The 23,523-nt window shown below is 42.4% G+C and carries 17 protein-coding genes; 6 read left to right on the top strand and 11 right to left on the bottom strand.

The annotated features are described in order from the left end of the window. Window positions 1-16: 16 nt before the first annotated feature. The 11 genes from DW036_RS02075 to DW036_RS02025 form a co-directional block, all read right to left on the bottom strand. Window positions 17-3,280 (bottom strand): TonB-dependent receptor, encoded by a 3,264-nt coding sequence (locus tag DW036_RS02075; RefSeq protein ID WP_118460905.1) that lies wholly within the window; start codon window positions 3,278-3,280, stop codon window positions 17-19. 239 nt (window positions 3,281-3,519) lie between these two features. Next, complete coding sequence (locus DW036_RS02070; protein ID WP_118460903.1) at window positions 3,520-4,446, bottom strand: AraC family transcriptional regulator; 927 nt, start codon at window positions 4,444-4,446, stop codon at window positions 3,520-3,522. Window positions 4,447-4,574: 128 nt separating this feature from the next. Beyond that, window positions 4,575-5,873 carry a glycoside hydrolase family 105 protein gene (locus DW036_RS02065; protein WP_118461173.1) on the bottom strand — a complete coding sequence of 433 codons (1,299 nt, stop codon included), beginning with the start codon at window positions 5,871-5,873 and terminating at the stop codon, window positions 4,575-4,577. A gap of 64 nt (window positions 5,874-5,937) precedes the next feature. Then, on the bottom strand, window positions 5,938-6,747 hold the full coding sequence (gene rhaD, locus DW036_RS02060) for a rhamnulose-1-phosphate aldolase (protein WP_118460901.1): 810 nt from the start codon (window positions 6,745-6,747) through the stop codon (window positions 5,938-5,940). Between the two features lie 100 nt (window positions 6,748-6,847). Then, on the bottom strand, window positions 6,848-7,879 hold the full coding sequence (rhaT, locus tag DW036_RS02055; RefSeq protein ID WP_118460899.1) for an L-rhamnose/proton symporter RhaT: 1,032 nt from the start codon (window positions 7,877-7,879) through the stop codon (window positions 6,848-6,850). Window positions 7,880-7,915: 36 nt separating this feature from the next. Continuing rightward, on the bottom strand, window positions 7,916-9,169 hold the full coding sequence (locus tag DW036_RS02050) for an L-rhamnose isomerase (protein WP_118460897.1): 1,254 nt from the start codon (window positions 9,167-9,169) through the stop codon (window positions 7,916-7,918). 65 nt (window positions 9,170-9,234) lie between these two features. Continuing rightward, a complete protein-coding gene (locus tag DW036_RS02045; protein ID WP_118460895.1) occupies window positions 9,235-10,692 on the bottom strand; it encodes a rhamnulokinase family protein in 1,458 nt (485 codons plus the stop codon). A 130-nt stretch (window positions 10,693-10,822) separates the two neighbouring features. After that, entirely contained in the window at window positions 10,823-12,343 is a 1,521-nt protein-coding gene (locus DW036_RS02040) for a glycoside hydrolase family 28 protein (RefSeq protein WP_369905723.1), read from the bottom strand. Window positions 12,344-12,436: 93 nt separating this feature from the next. Continuing rightward, window positions 12,437-15,265 carry a glycosyl hydrolase gene (locus DW036_RS02035; RefSeq protein ID WP_118460892.1) on the bottom strand — a complete coding sequence of 943 codons (2,829 nt, stop codon included), beginning with the start codon at window positions 15,263-15,265 and terminating at the stop codon, window positions 12,437-12,439. Window positions 15,266-15,296: 31 nt separating this feature from the next. Then, a complete protein-coding gene (locus DW036_RS02030) occupies window positions 15,297-17,828 on the bottom strand; it encodes a glycoside hydrolase family 88 protein (protein ID WP_118460890.1) in 2,532 nt (843 codons plus the stop codon). Between the two features lie 158 nt (window positions 17,829-17,986). After that, window positions 17,987-18,211, bottom strand: coding sequence for a hypothetical protein (locus DW036_RS02025; protein WP_118460888.1), 225 nt, complete (start codon window positions 18,209-18,211; stop codon window positions 17,987-17,989). A gap of 1,114 nt (window positions 18,212-19,325) precedes the next feature. Between DW036_RS02025 and DW036_RS02020 the strand changes: the two genes are divergently transcribed. From DW036_RS02020 to argC, 6 genes are all read left to right on the top strand, one after another. Further along, complete coding sequence (locus DW036_RS02020) at window positions 19,326-19,946, top strand: hypothetical protein (RefSeq protein ID WP_147401426.1); 621 nt, start codon at window positions 19,326-19,328, stop codon at window positions 19,944-19,946. An 86-nt stretch (window positions 19,947-20,032) separates the two neighbouring features. Continuing rightward, window positions 20,033-20,506, top strand: a complete 474-nt coding sequence (gene argR, locus DW036_RS02015) for an arginine repressor (RefSeq protein ID WP_118460884.1) — start codon at window positions 20,033-20,035, stop codon at window positions 20,504-20,506. A gap of 22 nt (window positions 20,507-20,528) precedes the next feature. Next, window positions 20,529-21,086, top strand: coding sequence for a GNAT family N-acetyltransferase (locus DW036_RS02010; RefSeq protein WP_044533478.1), 558 nt, complete (start codon window positions 20,529-20,531; stop codon window positions 21,084-21,086). 12 nt (window positions 21,087-21,098) lie between these two features. After that, complete coding sequence (locus DW036_RS02005) at window positions 21,099-22,304, top strand: argininosuccinate synthase (protein WP_022394330.1); 1,206 nt, start codon at window positions 21,099-21,101, stop codon at window positions 22,302-22,304. 2 nt (window positions 22,305-22,306) lie between these two features. After that, entirely contained in the window at window positions 22,307-22,519 is a 213-nt protein-coding gene (locus tag DW036_RS02000) for a PspC domain-containing protein (RefSeq protein WP_118460882.1), read from the top strand. 20 nt (window positions 22,520-22,539) lie between these two features. Continuing rightward, on the top strand, window positions 22,540-23,508 hold the full coding sequence (argC, locus tag DW036_RS01995; protein ID WP_007660426.1) for an N-acetyl-gamma-glutamyl-phosphate reductase: 969 nt from the start codon (window positions 22,540-22,542) through the stop codon (window positions 23,506-23,508). Window positions 23,509-23,523 lie beyond the last annotated feature (15 nt).

Genomic DNA, 23,523 nt, shown 5'->3' with positions numbered 1-23,523 from the left:
TAATAAACGTTTTAGATTAGAATGTTAAGTTAAGGCCGATTACATAACTTCTGGAACGAGGATACATAGAACTGTCATATCCAGGCGTACAAGCCACATAATCACTACTACCAGCAGAGACTTCAGGGTCATAACCAGAATAACCAGTAATTGTAGCCAGATTATTAGCCGTGAAGTAAATACGGGCATTCGAAATCATAGCCTTCTGTAACCATCTCTTAGGGAATGTATAACCTACTGTTACCTGTGCAATACGCAAATAGGAGCCATCCTCTACATAATAAGAAGAAGGATAAGTGATATAACTTGAATTCGTACTACCCAAATTCCACAAACGAGAAGATTCATCAGGATTCAATTCTTTGATGCGTGCTAATGTTGTAGCTTTCTGTCCAGTTACAGGGTCTATCAGACGATAGTAGTTACTTCCAAACTCGGCAGGTACATTTTGGAATTGTCCATAAGGACTCATACTATGCTTAGTTGCGTTATAAATATCGTTTCCGATAGAGAATTTCATAAATACACTCAAATCAAAACCACGAAAAGTAAAAGTATTATTGAAACCACCGATACAATCCGGTGTACCATTACCGATCTTTACCTTATGAGCTTCAGAGAATTGTGCTGTACCATCTTCACCAATTTGATTTGCTGCAAATTTAATATCACCAGGTTGCACTGGTTTAGCTTCCCCTTTTGAATTTACAGGAACAACAACACCTTCACGCAAGGAGAAATTACCTTTATCATCCTGCATAAAGTCATCAGTAGTATAGACTCCATCATATATATAACCATACATGTCACCTAACTTCTGACCAACTACAGCATAATAAGTTACCGTACCGGAACGGTTACCGCCAACAGCAAAAGTTTTTTCATTCTGTCCTGTTTCCAACGAAATCACTTTGGAGCGATTGAATGCCAAGTTTAGGTCTGACGTCCAACTAAAGTCCTTTGTTCTTATATTCACCGTATTGAGAGTCAATTCAAAACCTCTGTTACGCATTTTTCCGACATTTTGATATTGTGCTGTATAGCCGGTTGAGGAAGGGATAACACATTTCATCAACATATCACTCACCTCGTTGTTATACCACTCTGCTGTCAGGTTCACGCGACTATTAAACAAAGAAACATCCAAACCAACATTAGTGGAACGCAATGTCTCCCATTTCAAATTCTTATTTCCTAAAGTAGTGTCCAATACATAAGCCAATGTACCGGTATTATTATTCATCGGATAATCGGACTCTTTAATTGAAGTGGTGTATAAGTAATCACCGATATTGCAATTACCCGTCGTTCCGTATCCCACACGCAATTTCAAACTATTAACATAATTCATCAGACTACTTTCTTTAAAGAAGCTTTCTTCAGAAATACGCCATGCAGCTGATGCAGAAGGGAAAACGCCCCATCTATTACCGTCAGCAAATTTAGAAGAACCATCGGCACGGACAGTAGCAGTAAACAGATATCGTTCATCAAAATTATAGTTAGCACGTGCAAAAGCAGAAACAATACCGCTATGCTTATGAGAGACGCTCTTCTCATAAACTGTAGCATTAGCTATATTATCAAGTCCGAAGTTAGGATACGGAAATTGTCTAAGTTTCATTGAATTTCCTTCTGATTCGCTATAAGAAGCTTCATGTCCTAACAAAACATCCAATTTATGTTTTTGGGAAAAAGTCTGATGATAGTTAAGGGTATTAGTGATTTGCCATTTGTAAGACTCATCATTACCAATACTACCATTAATACCTGTATTTTTCGGATCCATCAAATAAGAAGTAGAATTATGGTCAGCAAATGAATCCGATTTAGAACTAGACCATGTATAACTTCCAGCTGTACGCCAAGTGAAATATTTAAAAAGGTCAAATTCTATCCCAGCATTAACCGAATACATACGTGAACGTTTTTTAGAGGTAGAAGCCTCATTCTGCACCAACGGGTTAGCCGTATCATAATTACTATTCAAAGAAGAATAGTTCGGATAAGTCTGAGTGTTCAACAATTCATCTTGTGTAAACATTGTACCTCCGTTAATAGGCTGAAGCAAAACGTTCTTCATACCAGAATAAGCACCGCCACCCAGCGTTTTCTTATTAGAAAACATAGCATTTACATCCAAGCGAATACCCTTATAGAGTTCGGTATTGATCTTTGTACGGAATGAGCTTCTATTAGAGCTATGATTAGCCAACAAGCCATCTTGTCCACTATAATTGTAAGTCAGCATCACTTGTGTCTTATCGGTACCTGTAGTAACATTGACATTATGATTTTGCGTCAAAGCGGAACCTCCAAATACTTCATCCTGCCAATCAAGCGTGGAAGCACCGGCATAACGATCGTGAATACGATTGTAAGCACCTGTATAGAAATCGGAAACATCCGTAGCTAGATTATTATCAAAAACACTGCTCCAGTTACCCGGTACTCCCTGCAAATTAGCAAATTCATACTGATACTTCACATACTCTTCAGCATCAGACATCATATCCAGTTTTTTACTGAGTACATCGAATGAAAGATAAGTATTATAATTTACTTGAGTTTTACCTTTCTTACCCGATTTTGTTGTAATCAAAATGATACCATTAGAACCACGTGCACCATAAATAGCCGTAGATGAAGCATCCTTTAATACATCAATGCTTTCTATATCATTCACGTCAATATTGCTGAGCGCATCACTCATCTCAAATCCGTCCACAATATAGAGTGGTGAAGTACTTTGAGTAATAGACATACCTCCACGAATAGTGATATTAGCTCCTGCACCCGGAGCACCACTGGCAGTAACAATGTTTACACCGGCAGCCTTACCTTGCAAAGCCTGTGCAGCAGTCATAGCTGGAACTGCCGCCAAATCATTACTTGATACCGAAGAAGTTGCTCCCGTCAGATCTTTACGTTTCACCTTCGCATAACCAATGGCAACAACTTCCTCCAACATTACAGAAGACTCTTTCAATGTAACATCAAAATGTGTTTTATTGCCAATCACTACTGTTTGGTTATCATAACCAATAAACGAAACGACCAACTCCTTGGCAGAAGCTGGCACAGAGAGTTTAAAGTTACCATCCATATCAGTAATTGTACCGACAGAACTATTACCCTTCACCGTTACAGAAGCACCGATTACCACGTCAATTGCATCCCTGACGGTACCGGTAATCGTTTTGTTCTGAGCTAAAATGCTTAGAGGACAGCTTATTAATATGAGCATTAATAAGCACAGATTTTTGTGTAAGATTCTCATAGATTATTAATATAATTGATAAATAAATTCAAGCCTAACAAATTATACCACGACCGTTATCGGACACAGAACTTGCGTCAGCAAAAATAGATAATCTCGCACCTATACAAAATACAAATTTTGACCGAAACACTTTTGCTTTTGATTTTATTCATGAAAAGACAAGCGTCACAGAAGCTGAATCAGCAGATTCCCAAAGAATTACTAATGTTTTTGATCTAAGACTAAACGTTTTGGCTTCACAATAAGTCCTCTTCTTCTACATTTGTTTCGCGCCCAAAAGATCTGTATTCCAAGGGTGTAAATCCAGTACGTTTTTTAAAAAGAGAGAAGAAATGTTCAGTGGATTTATAATCGAGCATAAAAGATATTTCCTTGACAGACTGAGAAGTACCAACCAATAATTGCTTTGCTTTACGTAATTTTAGTTCTTGGAAATATTTGGCTGGCGCATATCCAGTATAATCCTTGAATACTTTGCGAAACCACGAATAACTGATATTCAGCTTCATCGCAAGTTCTTCCGGATCAATATCCTTAAATACATTCTCATTCATAATGATTTTCGCCTGCTCAATCTTCTGGTCTACGTCTCCTACTTCAAAAATCTTATTCTTAGAAATGGAAAGGATCATTCCTATCATGTGCAGCACAATACCGGAAAGATATTGTTGAGAAGAAATCTTATCGGCTTCAGCTATTTCCAATGCACGTGAGAAAAGAGTAACTAATTCTTCATTCAACCCCACTTCCAATACTTGGTTATCTTTAGAAAGGAAGCCACCTCTCAACATATCATCTATGACTGGTCCTTCAAAACCAATGTAGTATTCATTCCACCCTGTCTGCTGGTATGGGTGGTATGTATGCCACTGTCCGGGAAACAGTACCATGAGTCGTCCCTTACAAACTTGCTTCTCAGGAGTAGTCTCAGATGTAAATAATCCTCGACCTTTAGTAATGTAAACCAGCTGATACTCACGTAAAACACGCCCCTTTTGAGCATTGAAGAAATATCCAGAAGGATGATCCTTCAAGGGATATGGAGAATTCGGCTGAATAGACTGGAAACCTACAGTGTTTACCCACAGACCAAACTTTTGGTCCATGTCATTTACAATCAAGTACTTAAATTCAACCCCTAAGTCATTATAGTTCTTAGTCATAATACGTGTTTTTACAGGATAGGCAGGGGCAAAAATAGGAATTATTTGCGAATAAAAAAATGTCCGCTCCAGGTTAATTCTAAAAATATACCGGAGCGGACTAATAAATACGAATAAAGAGAAAGAGTCTATTTTTTTACGACAATCTTATCATATTGCTGTTCAGCCTTTATTTCTGTATACTTGGGAGCATCTATCATTTCAACCAATGCACGAAGTACGGGACCTTCACCCATAGGATCATTTTCCTGTGTAGGACGGTTATAATAATATACCAGCGAAGGCATGATACCTGTTCCTACACAAATAGAAGTAACATCTCCATTATCAGAAATCTTTTTCATCATACCTTTCAATCCTTGCTCAGCTACGTAAATAAAATCAGGATGTAGCCACCCTTCTTTCACACCACGGGCAATACCAAAAACAAACATTGCTGTTCCTGTGATTTCTTCATAAGAATCTTCTTTATCCAACAACTGATGCCAAAGTCCATTCTTACCTTGATAACGGGCTACACCACTTGCCTGTTGGCGGAAATTTTCGATAACAGCTTCACGCATCGGATGATCTTTGGGCATCATACTAAGCAGATCAGCCTGTGCCATAAATACCCATCCGTTAGCACGGCTCCAGTGAGCTACTCCATGTTCCTTGTTGTCCGTATGATAACAATGATAATAAATCTGTTTTTCAGGACACCAAAGATAACGGGTATAGTTTAGCACCTGATTGGCAGCATCATTAAAATACTTCTCATCACCAGTCATTTTACCCATGCGTGCCAGGAAAGAGATTGCCATAAAGGCATCATCTGCCCAAATCGTATTGACATGCGGCCATATACGGGCAATAGTTCCATCCACCAAACGAGGTTCACCGTAATTCAGGTGTTCGGCTGTTTCGTTAACATAATCCAGAAAAGATTGATTAGGATATCTCATCTGCAGTTCAATCAGACTGGCTCCCATCGGGCCATTATCATCCAAACGCTTGCCACGGAAGATCATGTGCCAACTCAATTTCCGTACGGCATTCCAACCATCTTGCTTAAAGGCCTCATCGTACTGTTTGCGAAAGAATTCGAGATTACCTTCATTGAACACAAAATTCATGTTCTTCAAGACATATTTCTCATACTTCTTGTCAGCAAGTTTATCCCCCAGTTCCATGAGGGCCATATTGGTTACACCATTCGTATAATGCCAGTTATTGTACTTGCATGCTACCTTCACATTCATGTCAAGAGGTAACTTCTTGACGGACTTATAAGTCTCACCAGTCTTCGTATTCTTAAACTCGTATGTGGTACTGGCAAGAATGCGGTCTGCAATCTTTACAGCAGCTTCTCTTGCCGTCATATTGGTCTGGGCGGTAAGAGTTGTCACTGCCAGCAGTAGGGCGAGAGAGAAGAATATTCGCTTCATATTATACATTTAAAGAATTAATAGTAGATAGTAGTCAAAAAAATGTCCACTATCTACTTAAAAATCATTTAGGCAGATTAAATGCACGAGTCATTTCCTGCATTTGTTCCTGGCTCATACCGTCAGGTTCAAAGCCCATATTTTTGGCAGCAATATAAATCAGAGCAGACTTATTCAGTACATCCACCTGATCGAAAGCCGACATGATATCCACATCTACTGCAAAAACGCCATGCTTTTCCCACATGGCCACATCATAATCTTCCAATTGCTCAATGGTAGCCTCTGCCAATTTTACGGAACTTGGCAATTCATAAGGAATAATACCCAAACCACGCGGACAGAAAGCCTTAGTTTCGGGAATCATACTCCAAAGCAAATTGGTAGCAACATCTTTTTCAAGGAATTTCTTACAGTGAGTCATAGCAATCAATTCAATGGGATGAGTATGCAGTGAAGCTTTATAAGGCGAACCTTTCTCAATCAGACGATTGTGCACACTGAGATGGGCAGGTAATTCAGAAGTAGGCATCACAGGATGATCCGCAATAATTACATAACTGGCACAGTCATCCAGAATACGAATTACAGAACCATGTTCCATCGGCCAACGAGCCAAATCACGCATACGCTTGTTAGTTCCTTTGCAATAGAAATAACAGCCTTTCAGATAAGGTAGAGTAGCACCGATCTGCTTTACATCGCTAATAGCAGGCAACGACTTTATCTCATTGTCTACAAATTCAGTAATATTCAGTGTGATGTTGCCGCCATTACGTTCAGCCCATCCTTTTTGCCAGAGATATCCGGCAACTTCTGCCGCTTGATTGACTGCATAGGTCAATGCCTGGCGATTTTCGAGAATTGATTTCATATCTAATAAATTAAGTTACGAGTTACGAGCTATGGGCTACAAGTCACTATACCCTCACACCGAAAGGCACTCGTAACCTGTAGCTCGTAGCTATATACTATTATACCTGTGCCATTGCCACTACTATAATGGAAGATATCAGAACCACCAAGCCTAAGATAAGAACGGCAATCGTAGTATTGCTGACACCTTTCCACTCTTTCAGTAAAATACCCCAAACATTACTGAACGTAACATTCAGTGACATCAGGATACTCCAGGAGAAAGCAAGAAGTATAGGACTGTCTGTCAGGAAACTCTTACCCATTTCAAGACCAAAGAACTGTGAATACCACAGTACACCGGCAAGAGCACAAAATAAGAGATTATTCGTCAATACCGCACCTTTTACAGAGAAATATTCCTTACCGGTTTTATTCTTGATATTCTGCCAGATACAATAAATAGCATTTGTACAGAAACCACCGAGAGTAACCAGGAAAATTACGGGTAAACCAGCATAAAGAGCTTCTACTCCACCTGCCAAAGCGGCTTCTTTTATAGGTGTTCCGGCATCCAGTCCAAGAGCAAAACACGCACTCATCACACCTGCCAGCAATGCCACGAGCAAACCTTTCGTCAAAGCAAAGTCCTTAACAGCAGCCCGTTTTTCTTCTTCCGTCATATTCTTGGAGCGAAGACTACCGGCATATCCGATGATAGCAATACCAGCCAGCGTTATACAGACGCCAATAAGTAGCATCAGTCCTTCACCATGCAGCAAATCTTTTCCGGCAAACAAAGCGGGGAAGAGTGTCCCGAATCCGGCACATGTACCGAGGGCAATACTTTGTCCAAGTGCTACACCCAGATAACGCATACTTAACCCAAAAGTCAATCCACCTACGCCCCATAGAACACCATAAACCATAGCAGGCAAAGCACCACCTGCTCCCCAGAGTTCTAACAGTGAACTTCCTGCCGGAATAGCAAGTAATGCTCCCAACAACGGGAAAACAAGCCACGCAAAGATTCCCTGTACAAGCCAGAAACTTTCCCATGACCAATTTTTCACCTTATTGATAGGCACATACGAACTACTCTGTCCGAAGCTCCCGATAGCTATAATCAACAATCCTATCAGTGTATTCATGATAATAACGTTTAGTAATCACTAACCATTAATCACTTAATTACGTTTCGACGTAACGTCTGCTTCGTATTTCTGTATCTCAGTAATGAATTCTTCACCTACAGGTACACCGTTCTTCAAGCAGAACATATCCCAAACTGCATTCCAGGGTAAAGATTTTCCTTCTTCGAGCAAAGCAAGACGCTCAAATAATTGATCATTTGCTTCATATTTACGCAAAGTATCCAGCGGCTCCAACAGAGCTTGCAACACACATTTCTGTGTAGCACGGCTACCTATAACATACGCACCGATACGGTTGATAGAAGCATCAAAGTAATCCAAGCCGATATGTACGCGATCCAAAGCATTACAACGTACAATTTCTTTGCAGAGATCCATTGTTTCATCATTCATAATTGTCACGTGGTCAGAATCCCAACGTACCGGACGGCTCACATGCAACATGATTTCCGGAATGAATAACAATAAAGAAGACAGTTTGTCTGCAACGCTTTCAGTCGGGTGGAAGTGCCCTGTATCCAGTGTGACAATCTTATTACGACTCACACCATAACCGATATAGAAGTCATTGGAACCTACCGTATAACTTTCCAAACCGATACCAAATACTTTAGACTCCACACAGTCTTTCATATTCTTATATTCCACTTCGAAAATGCGATCCAGAGAATCCTTCAATAATTCACGATACAACATACGGTTTACTGTGATATCCTTGCTACCATCATGTACCCACAGATTCATGATACAAGGATCACCTTGGCGCTTACCCATCTCTTCTGCAATAGCACGGCAACGTTTTGTATGCTCTACCCAGAAGTCACGAATACTTTTATCAGGATTAGAGAGGGAAAGATTACCACTCTTCGGATGAGAGAAAGAAGTGGAGTTGAAATCCAACTTCATATTATTTTCAGCTGCCCACTGTATCCAACTTTCAAAGTGAGCCGGTTCTACTTGGTCACGATCAACAAACTTGCCACCGAAATCACCATAGATTTCATGAAGATTCAAACGGTGAGTTCCAGGAATATAGCTAGCTGCTTTCAATACGTCTTGTCTTAGTTCTTCCATATTACGAGCCTTGCCAGGATAGTTTCCGGTAGCCTGGATACCTCCGGTCAATGCACCCTGTGCTTCAAATCCGGCTACATCATCTGCCTGCCAGCAGTGCAGGGATAGGGAAATCTTTTGCAAGGCGTCCATTGCTTTCTCTACATCTACACCGATAGCTGCGTAACGTTCTTTTGCCACTTCATAGGCTTTCTGAATCAATTCTTCTTTCATGATGGTACTAGTTTTTAGTTATTAGTTATAATTTATTAGTTATACGTTATCACTGACAAGTAATATTAGGCTAACTGCAAGAAATGCAGATAAGCGGTATTCCAAACTTCAACATTCTCCGGAGTAAAAGTCTTCAATGGAATAGAACGATTAATAAGCTGACGCATGGAAACAACGTCACTTGCTGCACCTGCTGTAAGAGCTTGTATCATTACGTTGCCGATAGCAGTTGCTTCCGACGGTCCGGCAACTACAGGAATACCTACCGCATTGGCAGTCCACTGATTCAGCAAATCATTACGGCTTCCTCCTCCGATGACGTGCAGTACTTCTACAGGACGGGGAGAGAGGCTGCACAGGTTCTCCAAAACCTGGCGATAGCGCAGTGACAAGCTTTCAAAAATACAGCGCACAATCTGCCCACGTGTCTCCGGTATCGGCTGATGATGGTCAGCGCAATAAGTACGAATAGCCTGTTCCATGCTCATCGGATTGACAAACAGGACATCATCCGGATTTATCAGACTACGGAAAGGTTCGCATGCCTCTGCTTCAGCAATCAGTTCAGGATAAGATATTTCTTCCCAATCACAACGGCAGCGTTCCAACAACCACATGCCACAAATATTCTTCAGCAAACGAATTGTCCCTGCAACACCTCCTTCATTCGTGAAGTTCAGTGCTTCTGTTTCTTCATTAATAACCGGTGCATCTGTCTCCACTCCCATCAATGACCATGTACCACTGCTCAGATAAGCAAAGTTACGGTCCAATGCTGGTACAGCAGCTACAGCGGAAGCCGTATCATGTCCGGCAACAGCAATCACAGGTATTGCTCCCAGTCCGGTAATCGTTTGTATTTCTTTGGTCAATACACCTACTTTATCACCCGGATATACAAAACGTCCGAAGTTATCTTCCGTTAATCCAAGTTCTTTCAGCAATGCCGGTTCCAGACAACGGGTCTCAGCATTTACCAACTGAGCCGTACTGGCAATGGTATATTCAGTCACCATCTCTCCTGTTAGTAAATAACTAAGTGCATCCGGCATGAAAAGTATCTTATCAGCCATTTCCAATGCACTATCTTTATTCCGGCGTAAAGTATCCAACTGGAAAAGCGAATTGAAATTCATAATCTGAATACCTGTCCATCCATATACCTGCTTACGGGGAACGCGGGCGAAAAATGCCTCAGGAGCTCCCATAGTATGCGGATCACGATAAGAATAAGGCTGACGAAGCAGACCACCATCTTTACCCACACATACAAAATCTACTCCCCAGGTATCAATTCCGATAGAGGTTATCTGCACATCGTCCATCCGAGCTGCCTGTTTCAAACCTTCCAAAATATGACGGTACAATTCGTAGATATCCCAGTAGTAATGTCCTCCAACTTCAATCAGATGGTTAGGGAAGCGGTTCACATCTTGTAGTTCTAATCCTTGCGGAGTGAATGTTCCCAGTATGGTACGGCCGCTGGTAGCTCCCAAATCAACCGCAAAAAAGCAATGTTTCATGATATTAAATAGATTTTTGACGATACAAAAATAGGGGATTACTCCCCTATACTCTGTATTAGTTTTGACTGAAAAGATGTTATTTCTGACATTCTTACCATGAAAAAACAGAATGTACAAAAGGAAGACTTTACTCTACCCCTTCACAGTAACGAGTCACAATCTTCTTTCCCTCCGTATTACGGATATTCACATTCTTCATACTAATATTTTTGCTATAAATAAACTCAGCACCCAATTTAGAAGTAATGTCTATATCTTCTAATATAATACCATCAATCGGCATTTCCGGGATACCATTAAAGAATAAAGCACGACGTGCTCCGGCACAGACCAGATTTTTCACATGAATATTGCGGAAACAAGGCGTAGTCTCATCCACTGGCATCGGCTCCACTTTAGCAGGTACAGTTTCACCGCTTTCCAGCACTTCTACAGCCGACTTCCCACCATAATAAAGATTGAATGTTATCGGTTCGGTCGGAATATCCATCATAGATATATGCCGTATCCATATATTCTCCACGACTCCTCCACGTCCTCGTTTACTCTTAAAACGCAGCCCGACATCTGTACCGAGAAACTGGCAGTTACTGACAGATACATTACGCACTCCCCCACTCATCTCGCTACCTACCACAAAACCTCCATGGCCTTTGAACACCGTACAGCCGTCTACTACCACATTCTCGCAGACACGCCCCCTACGCCGGCCGTCCTCATCTTTACCACTCTTCAGGCAAATACCATCATCACCCACATCAAAAGTAGAGTTCACTATCAGCGCATTCTTGCAAGACTCTAAATCCAGACCGTCACCATTCTGTGCATAATTCGGATTACGCACCTGCACTTCTTCTACCAATACATTCTCACACATTAACGGATGCAGATTCCACGCCGGTGAGTTCTGGAAGATAACCCCTTGTAGCCATACGTTCTTACACTCTATCAGACTCACCATCACCGGACGAAGAAAATGACGTACACTCTGCCACTCTTCTTCCGTCTGCAAATTCTGAGGTACATTCATATTACTGATGGTATCCCCTTTCAATGTTTGCGGATAAGGAAACCAATAAGTGGGACGTTTGTAAACTCCACCACGGGCTACAGTTTGCTTCCATACACTCTCTGTAACTTTCTCCCGTTTCAGAGGACGCCAGTAGTGTCCGTTACCGTCGATGGCACCTTCCCCCGTTATCGCTACATTTTCCAGATTACGACCGGATATAGGTGATTGGCAACGACGGGTATCCAAACCCTCAAAAACCGTTTCCACCAACGGATACAAATCTACGTCCGGCGAAAAGAGAATAATAGCGCCTTTTTCCAGATGCAGGTCAATATTACTTTTCAATACAATAGGACCGGTAAACCAAACACCTGCAGGGACAATCAAGTGCCCGCCCCCCTTTTCTGCTAAGGCATCAATGGCCTTGGCAAAGGCTGATGTACAAAGTTCTTCACCATTACCTATTGCCCCGAAGTCAGCAAGATTCACTTTACGGTCCGGAAATATAGGAGCCTCCACCCGTGGCATATCAAAAGGCAGGTCACGGTATACAGCTTCATACTTATACGTGGAAGATTGATGCACTTTACCCTCTTGAGCATTCAGAATACCTGCCAACCCCAACAGGCAAAGCATAATTAAATTCGATTTCATTGATTATAGTTTTAATTAAGTTTCTCAAGTAGCCTGAAATCCATTCAGGCTACTTGAGAAATTGAAGTTACATTATCATTTTATACTCTGCATCGGAATCAAGCGCACAGGCCCCAACAGACCACTTGGCACCGATTCCCACTTTCCATAATTATCCTTCTTATAATGGATATTCACAATATTGGCATCTTTATAAATACGCCAGGGCACATTACGACGATCCATATCTGCAATACGGTTGGCAGGCAGATTCGTTACTTCCACTTCAAGTGTATTCACACCCGGACGAAGATATTCGCCCACTAAGCAACGGTAAGGAACAGCAATAAGCGTAGCTACCTCTTGTCCGTTAATGCGTACACGTGCACTCTCGCGAACATCGCCAAGATCAAGCATCCATTCTCCAGCCTCAGCAGGAGTTTTCAAAGTGAATGTGGTGGTATAGCAAGCTGTCCCCATTGTATTTTTCACACCTTCGGCAGCAATTTCCGTCCACGAACCAAGAGAAACACTATCCGGTACATTACTTACCACAGGCATTGCTTCTACGAAACTAAATCCCCATTTACCGGCAAAAGTACAAGCACCCGGAAGTATCTTTGCCGCTTCATCCTGAACCATAGATGTCCAATACCCATATTCCGGTACGGAAACATCTTGATCTGTAAATGTTTTCAGAATTACAGACTCACCGGATGCCAATTGCAGGAAGACTTCTGTCCTGCCGTTATTCTGACGCAACCGCGCCTTACTGGATGTACCGTTCATCGGATTATACAGCATTGCAGAACGTGCCTGTACTGCCAATGGTATCCAACTTTCAGTGTCTTCTGTCTTTAAGGCTGAGATAAAGTAGTGGTGTCCTTCGGGATGTGAGCGGCGGATGCTACTCAATCCAAAAGTGGTTTTCATTTCTTCGGGAGCAGCGGCCGTGGCAGCCAGCGTACGGGCATAATCTGTTCCGAAAAGGACATGTCCTTTTCCTTCCCGTTCCTTTATTTGTGCCAAAGCTTTATTAAACTCTGCACGACGTTTACCCAAATCATTCAATCCCGGTACATCTTCCGGATACTGTTCCAAGAAAACAACCGTAGCACCCTCATCCGCCAGGCGAAGTAATTTCTCCATTACATCAGCAGGCATCAAGCGTGCACCGGGAACTACCAATGCTTTATAAGAAGCTCCACCGGAAGTCAATATCTTACCATCCTGACATATAGCGTTACGGATAAAGTTATCAGAAATATAATCCATATCATACCCTGCACCATAAATGCGATGTACCGCCTCTATAAACCGAGGAGCACGTTTCGCCATCTTATGAATATCGAAAAGTAACAGACGACCGTCCTGATCGTCCCACATATCATAAACAGGCAGATAAACCAGGAAGTCATTATCCGGTTGTCCCATTTGCAGAAAGCTCTGGCAACGGGTAACATAATCAAAGAATGCCGGAGCATCCCGCCAGACATTATTTGTAGGACTCATATCAATAGAAGCATAAAACTTCCATCCCGGCCATGCGGCCTCAGCCGGCGAGTAAGTCGTTCCATGGAAATACATGTGATTCACACCGGAAACGAACATCAAATCCATATCGGGCTTACACTGCGATAGTGAAGTACGGAAATGCTCTGTCAACCAAGTGAATGTCTCCGAAGTCGTATAAGGCTTTCCTGCGATATGTGCCGCCGAAGAAGCATATTTCAGCATGGAAAGATCAGAGTCGTTAGGACGGGTCAACGAGTCTTTACGTAGTCCGCGGATACCGAAATCCGACAGGCCGAAGCCCTCACATTCGGGTACATCGACCGTTGCATAAAGATCTATCAGATTACCGGGTGAACCGTGTGCCTGATTGCGAGTACGTGAACCATGTTTATGCGCCCAGTCTGTCCACTGACGGGTAAAGTTCTCCTGAAGCAGTTCTGCAAGAGTCTCACGATAATCGGAAATGATACGGCGGGTAGCCTCTGTACGTTCTTCCGAAAGGAAATCGGGCAAGTACTCCTCCAATTTATATCCACGACGGAGGGCAAATTGCTCAAACAGGTCACCTGTCCAGTCAGCACCGTAAACCTCATAAGAATCATTAAAGAAATTATGCGGATACTCAGTTGGAGTCCCGGCTGTTCCATTAGCTGTCTTTCCTGAGAAAGCCTGTTCAAAACGATTCAAGTAATTGGATACAGCTTTTGCCGAAAAGTGATTCATCACATATCCTTCACCGCCGGGTGCAGCACGTTTTACCTTCTGAAATGTTTTTCCCATGAAAGCGGCAATCAAGCGCCACTCTCCTTTCGGAGCTTTCCATACCAGCTTTCCGTTTTCGATCTTCGACGTCAGGTCATAGCAACGTACAGCTTTTTGTTCCTTCGGGGTAGAAGTGCCTGTCAGAACCCTGAAAGCCATCAGCCGACACAGTTTGGCATACGGACGTTGTTTTTCATCCGTCACTTCTATGGTTGTTTTCAGGCGTTCGCCACCTTTCAATGTATATTCTTCAATCAGTAATTTACAAGCAGCATCTTCTATACCCACTTCCGGACCACCAAAAGGCCATCCCGTACCCGTATTCATATCAATCTTCATGCCCAAACGCGCAGCCTCACTTTCCGTATGGCGCAACATCTGCATCCACTCGGGCGTAAGGAACTGAATTTCGTTTGCGTCATTGCCCTGCACACCATAAATAGGAGTAACTTCCATCGTACCCATTCCGGCTTTGGAGTATGCTTCCAGATTACGAGTCAGATTAGCCGCATCTACTGCACTCCCCATCCACCACCAACGGGCACCGGGTTTAGCTTCCGTGGTTACCTCAGGCCACGAGATGTTCTGTGCAGAAATGGTTCCGGCACAGAAGGAAGCAAAGATTATTGCCAATAAATTCTTTTTCATGATATATATTATTTATAAAAGCGACAGTTTGTCACTTTCCCAGCTCAATGCACCCCATAATAAACGGTCCTGTTGCTTTCGCATCATTATCCCGCATCTTTTCACCTATATAATATTCAAAGCTGCCATCGCGATACGGATGTCCGCCCAAACCGCCTACCTGACAGCAACGAGTCAATGTCAATGTACCATCCTGGCGTTCTACCATCAATTTGCTCTTCAATCCGTTGAAAGCCTTCTCCGCCACTGCACGATACTTTTCATCAATATATCCCTTGTTCACAGCTTTTGCATAAGCATACATGAATTGCGTTGTCACAGATGCCTCCGGGAAGTTTCCTTTCCGTTTCGGCTGATCGAGCACCTGATACCACAAACCGTTCTTATCCTGATATGCAGGCAACACCTCAGCCAGTCCTTGTATCCAACCGATCATCCGGGCACGCCCTTCATGGTCTTCCGGAATATAATCCAATGCATCCACCATCGCCATAAACCACCAGCCGATACTGCGTCCCCAGAAGTTAGGGGAATGCCCGGTTTCCGGATCGGCCCAACGCTGGCTCTTACTTTCATCCCAAGCATGATGATAAAGCCCGGTCTTGGCATCATAGGTATGTTTCTGACAAAGCGTGAATTGTTTCACTGCCTCATCAATCCATTCGGGTTTATTGAATTCTGCACCATACTGGGCAAGGAAAGGGGAGGCCATATACAAGCCGTCCAGCCAGATCTGGTGTTGATAAACCAACTTATGCCAGTAAGCACCTTCCAATGTACGCGGATGATTTTTCAACTGTCTGACAAGGGCATCCATCGCCGTCTTATATTTCTCCTTACCAGTTTCACGATACAAGTCGAACAAAACCTTACCTGAATTTATATAGTCAAGATTGTATGTTTCCACACGATACAAATGAATTTCCCCTTTGTCATCGATCAATGAATCTGCCCATTGCTCCACATAGTCAAAGTAACGGCGCTCTCCCGTCTTCTTCCACATTTGCAACATCGCACAGCAACCTACCCCTTGTGCATACCCAAAGAAAAGACGCTTCCCATGATCCAGCTGATACGCCTGCGGAAAACGTACCATCTCCGAATCAGCGAACCAACGGGCATACGAATCCGGTTGCCATGTATCCGTACGGAAAGGAGTAGCCGGGAAGCCTTCCTTATTATAAAGATTCACACGGAAGAAGTTGCAATACGCATAGCGTACAGCTACAGGTTCTGCAACCTGTGGAGCCGAGACTTCCAGTTTATCACCCTTAATTACAGCCGTAGCCGGATAGAAACGACGGTCGGCCCCGGCAATAATAAAACCTTTTACCGGTTCATTATCCGGAGTCATCAATCCCTCTCCGACATAATCAAAGCTCAAAACAGCTTTGTTACCCTCTATTTTCATAGCTTTAAACAACGGACCGGAATAGGTCACATCTTTTCCATACTGTTTAGCCAGCGCCCAGGCTGCCAGACGTTCACCTGTCACAGTCTTATTACGGGGATGAATATCAAGCGAATCACCTACATCAGTAATCACAGCCATACCCACATTCTTCAACCCGCTTTGCCATGTTTTCAGTTGTGCTTCACGGATGGTTGCCGGCTGCCCATATTGCGGAGCTATCTGCACAAAGTAGAACGGCATATCCGGCTGTTTCCACTCTTTACGCCAGCTATTTATCATATTAGTGAATACCTGCTGGTATTTATCGGCACGAACTGAATTAGATTCACCCTGATACCAGATATTACCTTTCACCGTATACCCCAAAATGGGGTGTATCATACCATTCCACAGAGTTGCAGGTACTTTACAGTAATTCTTTTCTTGCTTCACGCCTTCCAATGCAAAGTCTTTCAGCACATCTGCATAAAGAGGGTCCTTCTTCATTACGTCCAGTTTCGTCCACGACTCCGCATGCGTTCCGCCCCAGGTAGATTGAATCAAGCCCACAGGCATCTTCAACTCTTTATGTAATTTACGTCCGAATACAAAGCCTACAGCCGAGAAATCGTACAGGTTCTTCGGGTTACAAACCAACCATTGTCCTTCACAATCATCCACTTCACCGCCGGGTGCCAACTGGTGCTCCACATGGAACAGACGGATTTCAGGATAATCAGCATCCTTCATCTCCTCCGTTTCATTCAGCATTCCGGTCTTCCACTTCACGTCCAGATGGCGTGATACGGGAAACTCCATATTGCTCTGTCCTGTGCAAAGCCAGACTTCACCTATTAATACATTATTTATAGTAATCGTATTTTCGCCACTCACCGTAATGGATTGATTGGTCATTGCATCCGGGGTTTTCAGCTTTAACGTCCATTTACCGTTGGCAGCAGCTTTTGCTGTTACTGCTTTGTCTGCCCACGATGCTTTAACTGTTACTTTTTCTCCGGGCGTAGCCTTGCCCCACACATTCACTTGTGCGTTTTGCTGCAATACCATGTTATCTGAAAAAATGGCAGGAAGCGTCACCTTTGCTTCTGTGGTGAGAGAAGCAAACAAACCTAATACAAGGAAAATTGAAAATCTAAGAAGCTCTTTCATGTGCTTTTAATAGTTTATAGATTCACATAGATTATTTTATAGAACATGCCAATACCTGACGGCACAAAAATAGGGGTTTTGATGGAAACCCCTATTTTATATTTTGATAGTTTTCTTATTGCTTTTGTTGTTTCCATAAATAATAGGATCAACATCATCTATTCCTTTACCTTAAGCCATCCCCAAATTGTTTTCTTCCGGGAAATGCCAATTAAAGCAGTCCCCATCAGGCAGCAGGCACAGCGTAGTTCTTTATTGGAAAGTTTATTCAGATTATCAACAATACCTGGTAAGGGGTAATTCTCTTTAAAAAAAGAAAATACATCGGCTGAGTTTTCTAAGTCGGTTTTCATTTGGCAGGAGCAAGTAAAAGGTTCATCCATCGTGTTATAAGTTTTAAAGGTTGATGTTGTCCCTATACCTTTCTAATAAAATGGCATGGGAACTATTGACATATTATTAACTCTAAGGCTCTGGTAAACCCGCAAACAATAATAAGCAATAGCCCCACGCCAGAATATATATAACAAAGTTATATGTAATCCAGACGTGGAGACTTTCACCTATTATTCGCGTTTTTAAAAATTTACCAGACTTTTAGAGTTACGAATAATAAAATGATCTCCAAATCGCAAAATACATCTCTTCACTATTGAAGAAATATGCAACAAAGATACATAAAATATCGAAAAATATAGATTTCAAAGTACAATAATTAGTATCTACCAGATTGTCATATAAAAATTACTTTTCAAGGTTGTAGAAAGAGAGTTATCAATTGATGTAACAAAAGTTCATTAATAATACGAATCAGTTGTTGAATTGCCTCCTTTCTGTAGGGTTATGAGTTAAATGATAAATAATCTTTTAGACGCGGATGACACGGATGACGCGGATCTTTTTTTATTTTTTATAGCGCAGCCTTTTAAATCCGCGTCATCCGCGTCTAAAAAATAACATACCGAATGGCGCTAATCACTTATCACTAAACACTAATCACTTTTGTTCTTTTCCTTTCCGTTATGGATTATCTTACTTCACCTTTATAAGTACATAGTCGTTTTCCTTTCATGAAAATTCTGTTTACCCCAAATGGTAACTTTGTTCACTCCACACGGTAACTCCATTTACATGCCGAGGTAAAGACCGTTACATGCCGAGGGAAAGGTCGTTACAATAAGGGGTAAAGACCGTTACATACGGCTGTAAACGCTTTTACATCTTACGATAAGCTTTCGGTAAATACTATTAACTGATTATCAACAAACTGACGGAAAATTATATGTTGTTTTCCAATATATGCCGGAGAAGACAGACATACAATTATATTACTCGCACGATAGACACGAAATTTATCTGCCAACTGCCCAAATATGCTTTTCACATCCTTGGGAAAAGATAGACCATTTATCGCAATTCGTAGATTTTCAGACAATATCAGACGGAAAAGCTTATACCTTCTCAGAAAACGAGCTATATTGTTACTCTTTTAAGGACATGACATTAGAAAAATATCAGCTTCCCTTCGACACGGAGTGGTATCCTTGGGATATGTGGACACAAGGCACGTGTATCAATCTAAAAACAAAGCAATGGGAGTTTTACGACAAGCTTCCCATATCACTTTCCAGTTCATTCAGCATAACCACATGTGAAGATTATCTGGTAATAAAAGAGAGATCCTCATACGCCAATCAAGTGATAATCTATCATCCGAATGAAAAAAACTGGAAGTCCTATTCAGACATGGCAGTATGGAATATCTCATGGATAGGAAGCAACAAAGGCTATTTTTACTATTTTGAAAATGCTACAGGTAGCTCAATTATCAAAAGAATAAAGATCAGAGAATGGAAGGAAACAGAAGAAGTATATCGTTTCCCCACAACCTATTCATGGCTTGCATGGATCAATCAAGCCTACATAGAAAATGATTATCTCTATATGCTTGGAGGGCATGCGATGCGCATGAAGTTATCTGCCGATCCTGCAATAGTCGAACCCTTAGGAAGCCCACTTAATGCTAATATACAATCTATACTACCTACCTCCGACAATCTCTATTGCATAGATAATAAAGGGAGTATTTATAGATATGCAAAAGGATTACAAGAATAAAAATACTAAAAAAACATCCATTTTTGTATATTATATCCCAGATTATTCCTACTTTTGCGCCATTCTTAGAATAATTATACAGAAAAATGAAGAAAAAAGCCAATCGGTTAGACGCCATCAAGATGATTATCTCAAGCAAAGATGTCAGTTCTCAGGAAGAACTGCTGCAAGCTTTGAGTAGGGAAGGCTTTGAGCTGACACAAGCCACGCTCTCCCGCGACTTGAAACAACTGAAAGTTGCCAAGGCGGCAAACATGAATGGGAAATACGTATATGTATTGCCCAATAACATCATGTACAAGCGTTCCAATGACCAGAGTGCCAGCGAAATGCTGATGACCAGCGGTTTCGTTTCCCTGCAATTCTCCGGTAACATTGCCGTTATTCGCACACGACCCGGCTACGCCAGCAGTATGGCCTATGACATTGACAACCGCGAATGTCCCGCTATCTTGGGCACCATCGCCGGTGACGACACCATCATGCTGGTAGTGCATGAAGCTGCTTCGCACAGCGAGGTACGCGAATTCTTGTCACAAATCATTCCGAACATTAAATAAATAAAGAACGAATCAATAAGAAATGGATACCAAAAAAGTGGACGTGATGGTGGCTGACGCCTCTCACGAAATTTATGTGGATAAGATTTTGGATACCATCAGAGAAGCGGCCAAAGTACGTGGAACGGGCATCGCAGAACGCACACACGAATATGTGGCGACAAAAATGAAAGAAGGAAAAGCTATCATCGCCTTATACGGAGACGTGTTTGCAGGTTTCAGCTACATCGAAAGCTGGGGAAACAAACAATACGTCGCTACTTCCGGTTTGATTGTACATCCCGACTTTCGCGGCATAGGATTGGCTAAGCGTATCAAAATGGCATCCTTCCGACTGGCACGCTTGCGATGGCCCAACGCCAAAGTATTCAGCCTCACCAGCGGAGCTGCCGTCATGAAAATGAATACGGAACTGGGATATGTACCTGTTACTTTCAATGAACTGACAGATGACGAATCCTTCTGGAAAGGTTGCGAAGGTTGCATCAACCACGATATATTAGTAGCCAAGAACCGCAAGTTCTGCATCTGCACCGCAATGCTCTACGACCCGGAACTGCATGAAGATGATAAAATTTAAAAAACAAAGGATATGGAAGATAAGAAAAAAGTAGTAGTCGCATTCAGCGGCGGTCTTGATACTTCATTTACGGTAATGTACCTTGCCAAAGAAAAAGGGTACGAAGTGTATGCAGCTTGTGCAAACACCGGTGGCTTCAGTCCTGAACAACTGAAAACGAACGAAGAAAACGCCTATAAACTGGGCGCAAAAGAATATGTTACTATCGACGTAACTCAGGAATATTACGAAAAGAGCTTGAAATACATGGTATTCGGTAACGTGCTGCGTAATGGCACCTATCCTATTTCCGTAAGTTCCGAGCGTATTTTCCAGGCACTTGCCATTGCACGTTATGCCAACGAAATTGGAGCAGACGCTATCGCTCATGGTTCTACAGGGGCAGGTAACGACCAAATTCGTTTCGACATGACATTCCTCGTACTGGCTCCGGGTGTAGAAATCATTACACTGACCCGTGACATGGCATTGAGCCGCCAGGAAGAAATCGATTATCTGAACAAACATGGTTTCTCAGCAGACTTCACCAAGCTGAAATATTCCTATAATGTAGGCTTGTGGGGTACTTCCATCTGCGGTGGTGAAATTCTGGATTCAGCACAAGGCTTGCCCGAAAGTGCTTATCTGAAACACTGTGTAAAAGAAGGCAGCGAACAACTGCGTCTTACTTTTGAGAAAGGTGAACTGAAAGCAGTAAACGACGAAAAATTCGACGATCCCATCAAAGCTATCCAGAAAGTGGAAGAAATTGGTGCTGCTTACGGCATTGGTCGTGATATGCATGTGGGTGATACCATTATCGGCATCAAAGGCCGCGTTGGTTTCGAAGCTGCTGCCCCGATGTTGATTATCGGTGCACATAAATTCCTGGAAAAATATACGCTGAGTAAATGGCAACAATACTGGAAAGACCAGGTTGCTAATTGGTACGGTATGTTCCTGCACGAAAGTCAGTATCTGGAACCCGTAATGCGTGACATCGAAGCAATGTTGCAGGAAAGCCAGCGCAACGTAAACGGTACAGCTATATTGGAACTCCGCCCGTTGTCATTCTCTACAGTAGGTGTAGAATCGGAAGACGACCTTGTAAAAACCAAGTTCGGTGAATACGGCGAAATGCAAAAGGGTTGGACGGCAGAAGATGCAAAAGGCTTTATCAAGGTTACTTCTACTCCGCTGAGAGTATATTATAACAACCATAAAGACGAGGAAATCTAAGCATGGATAATAATAACAAGAAACTCACTCGCTCACGCAGTGACAGAATGCTTGCTGGAGTTTGTGGAGGTTTAGCCGCCTATTTCGGACTCGATCCATCACTCGTACGCATCGGTTATGCATTATTGACGTTTTTCACCGTATTTGCCGGTATACCTGTATACCTTATAATGTGGCTTATCGTTCCCGAAGAAAGAAACTTATATAACAGATAAAGAACATAGTATAAACTAACATGATTAAAGTAGGAATCATCGGCGGAGCCGGATATACGGCAGGTGAGTTAATTCGTTTGCTGGTCAATCATCCGGAAGCGGAAATCGTATTCATCAACAGCTCAAGTAACGCCGGAAACAAAATTACCGACGTACACGAAGGATTGTACGGCGAAACGGATCTTGTCTTCACCGACGAGTTACCTTTGGATGAAATTGATGTATTATTCTTCTGTACCGCTCACGGCGATACGAAGAAATTCATAGAGAGTCACAACATTCCTGAGGAGCTGAAAATCATCGACCTCTCTATGGACTACCGTATTGCTTCTCCGGAACATGATTTTATTTACGGTCTGCCGGAGTTGAACCGTCGCGCTACTTGCAAAGCAAAGCACGTGGCCAATCCAGGCTGTTTTGCCACTTGTATCCAATTGGGCTTGCTGCCCCTTGCCAAGCACCTGATGTTGAACAACGACATCATGGTGAATGCTATCACCGGTTCTACAGGAGCTGGCGTGAAACCGGGATCAACCAGTCACTTCAGCTGGCGAAATAATAACCTGAGTGTTTATAAAGCATTCGATCACCAGCATGTTCCCGAAATCAAGCAATCCCTGAAGCAACTGCAAAATAGCTTTGATGTGGATATCGACTTTATCCCCTACCGTGGCGATTTCCCACGTGGTATTTTTGCTACCATCGTAGTAAAAACCAAAGTTGCACTGGATGAAATCGTCCGCATGTACGAAGAATATTATGCAAAAGACTCTTTCGTACACATTGTAGAGAAGAATATCGACCTGAAGCAAGTGGTAAACACCAATAAGTGTCTGCTACATCTGGAAAAGCATGGTGATAAGTTGCTTATCATCTCCTGCATCGACAACTTGCTGAAAGGTGCCAGTGGACAAGCAGTACATAACATGAACTTGATGTTCAATTTAGAAGAAACCGTCGGCTTGCGATTGAAGCCCAGCGCCTTCTAAGTAATTCGTATTTCG

It is taken from the genome of Bacteroides sp. AF39-11AC (assembly GCF_003474285.1).
GTDB lineage: Bacteria > Bacteroidota > Bacteroidia > Bacteroidales > Bacteroidaceae > Bacteroides.
The sequence above is the reverse complement of the archived record's forward strand: the minus strand, read 5'-3'. Positions and strand labels throughout refer to the sequence as shown.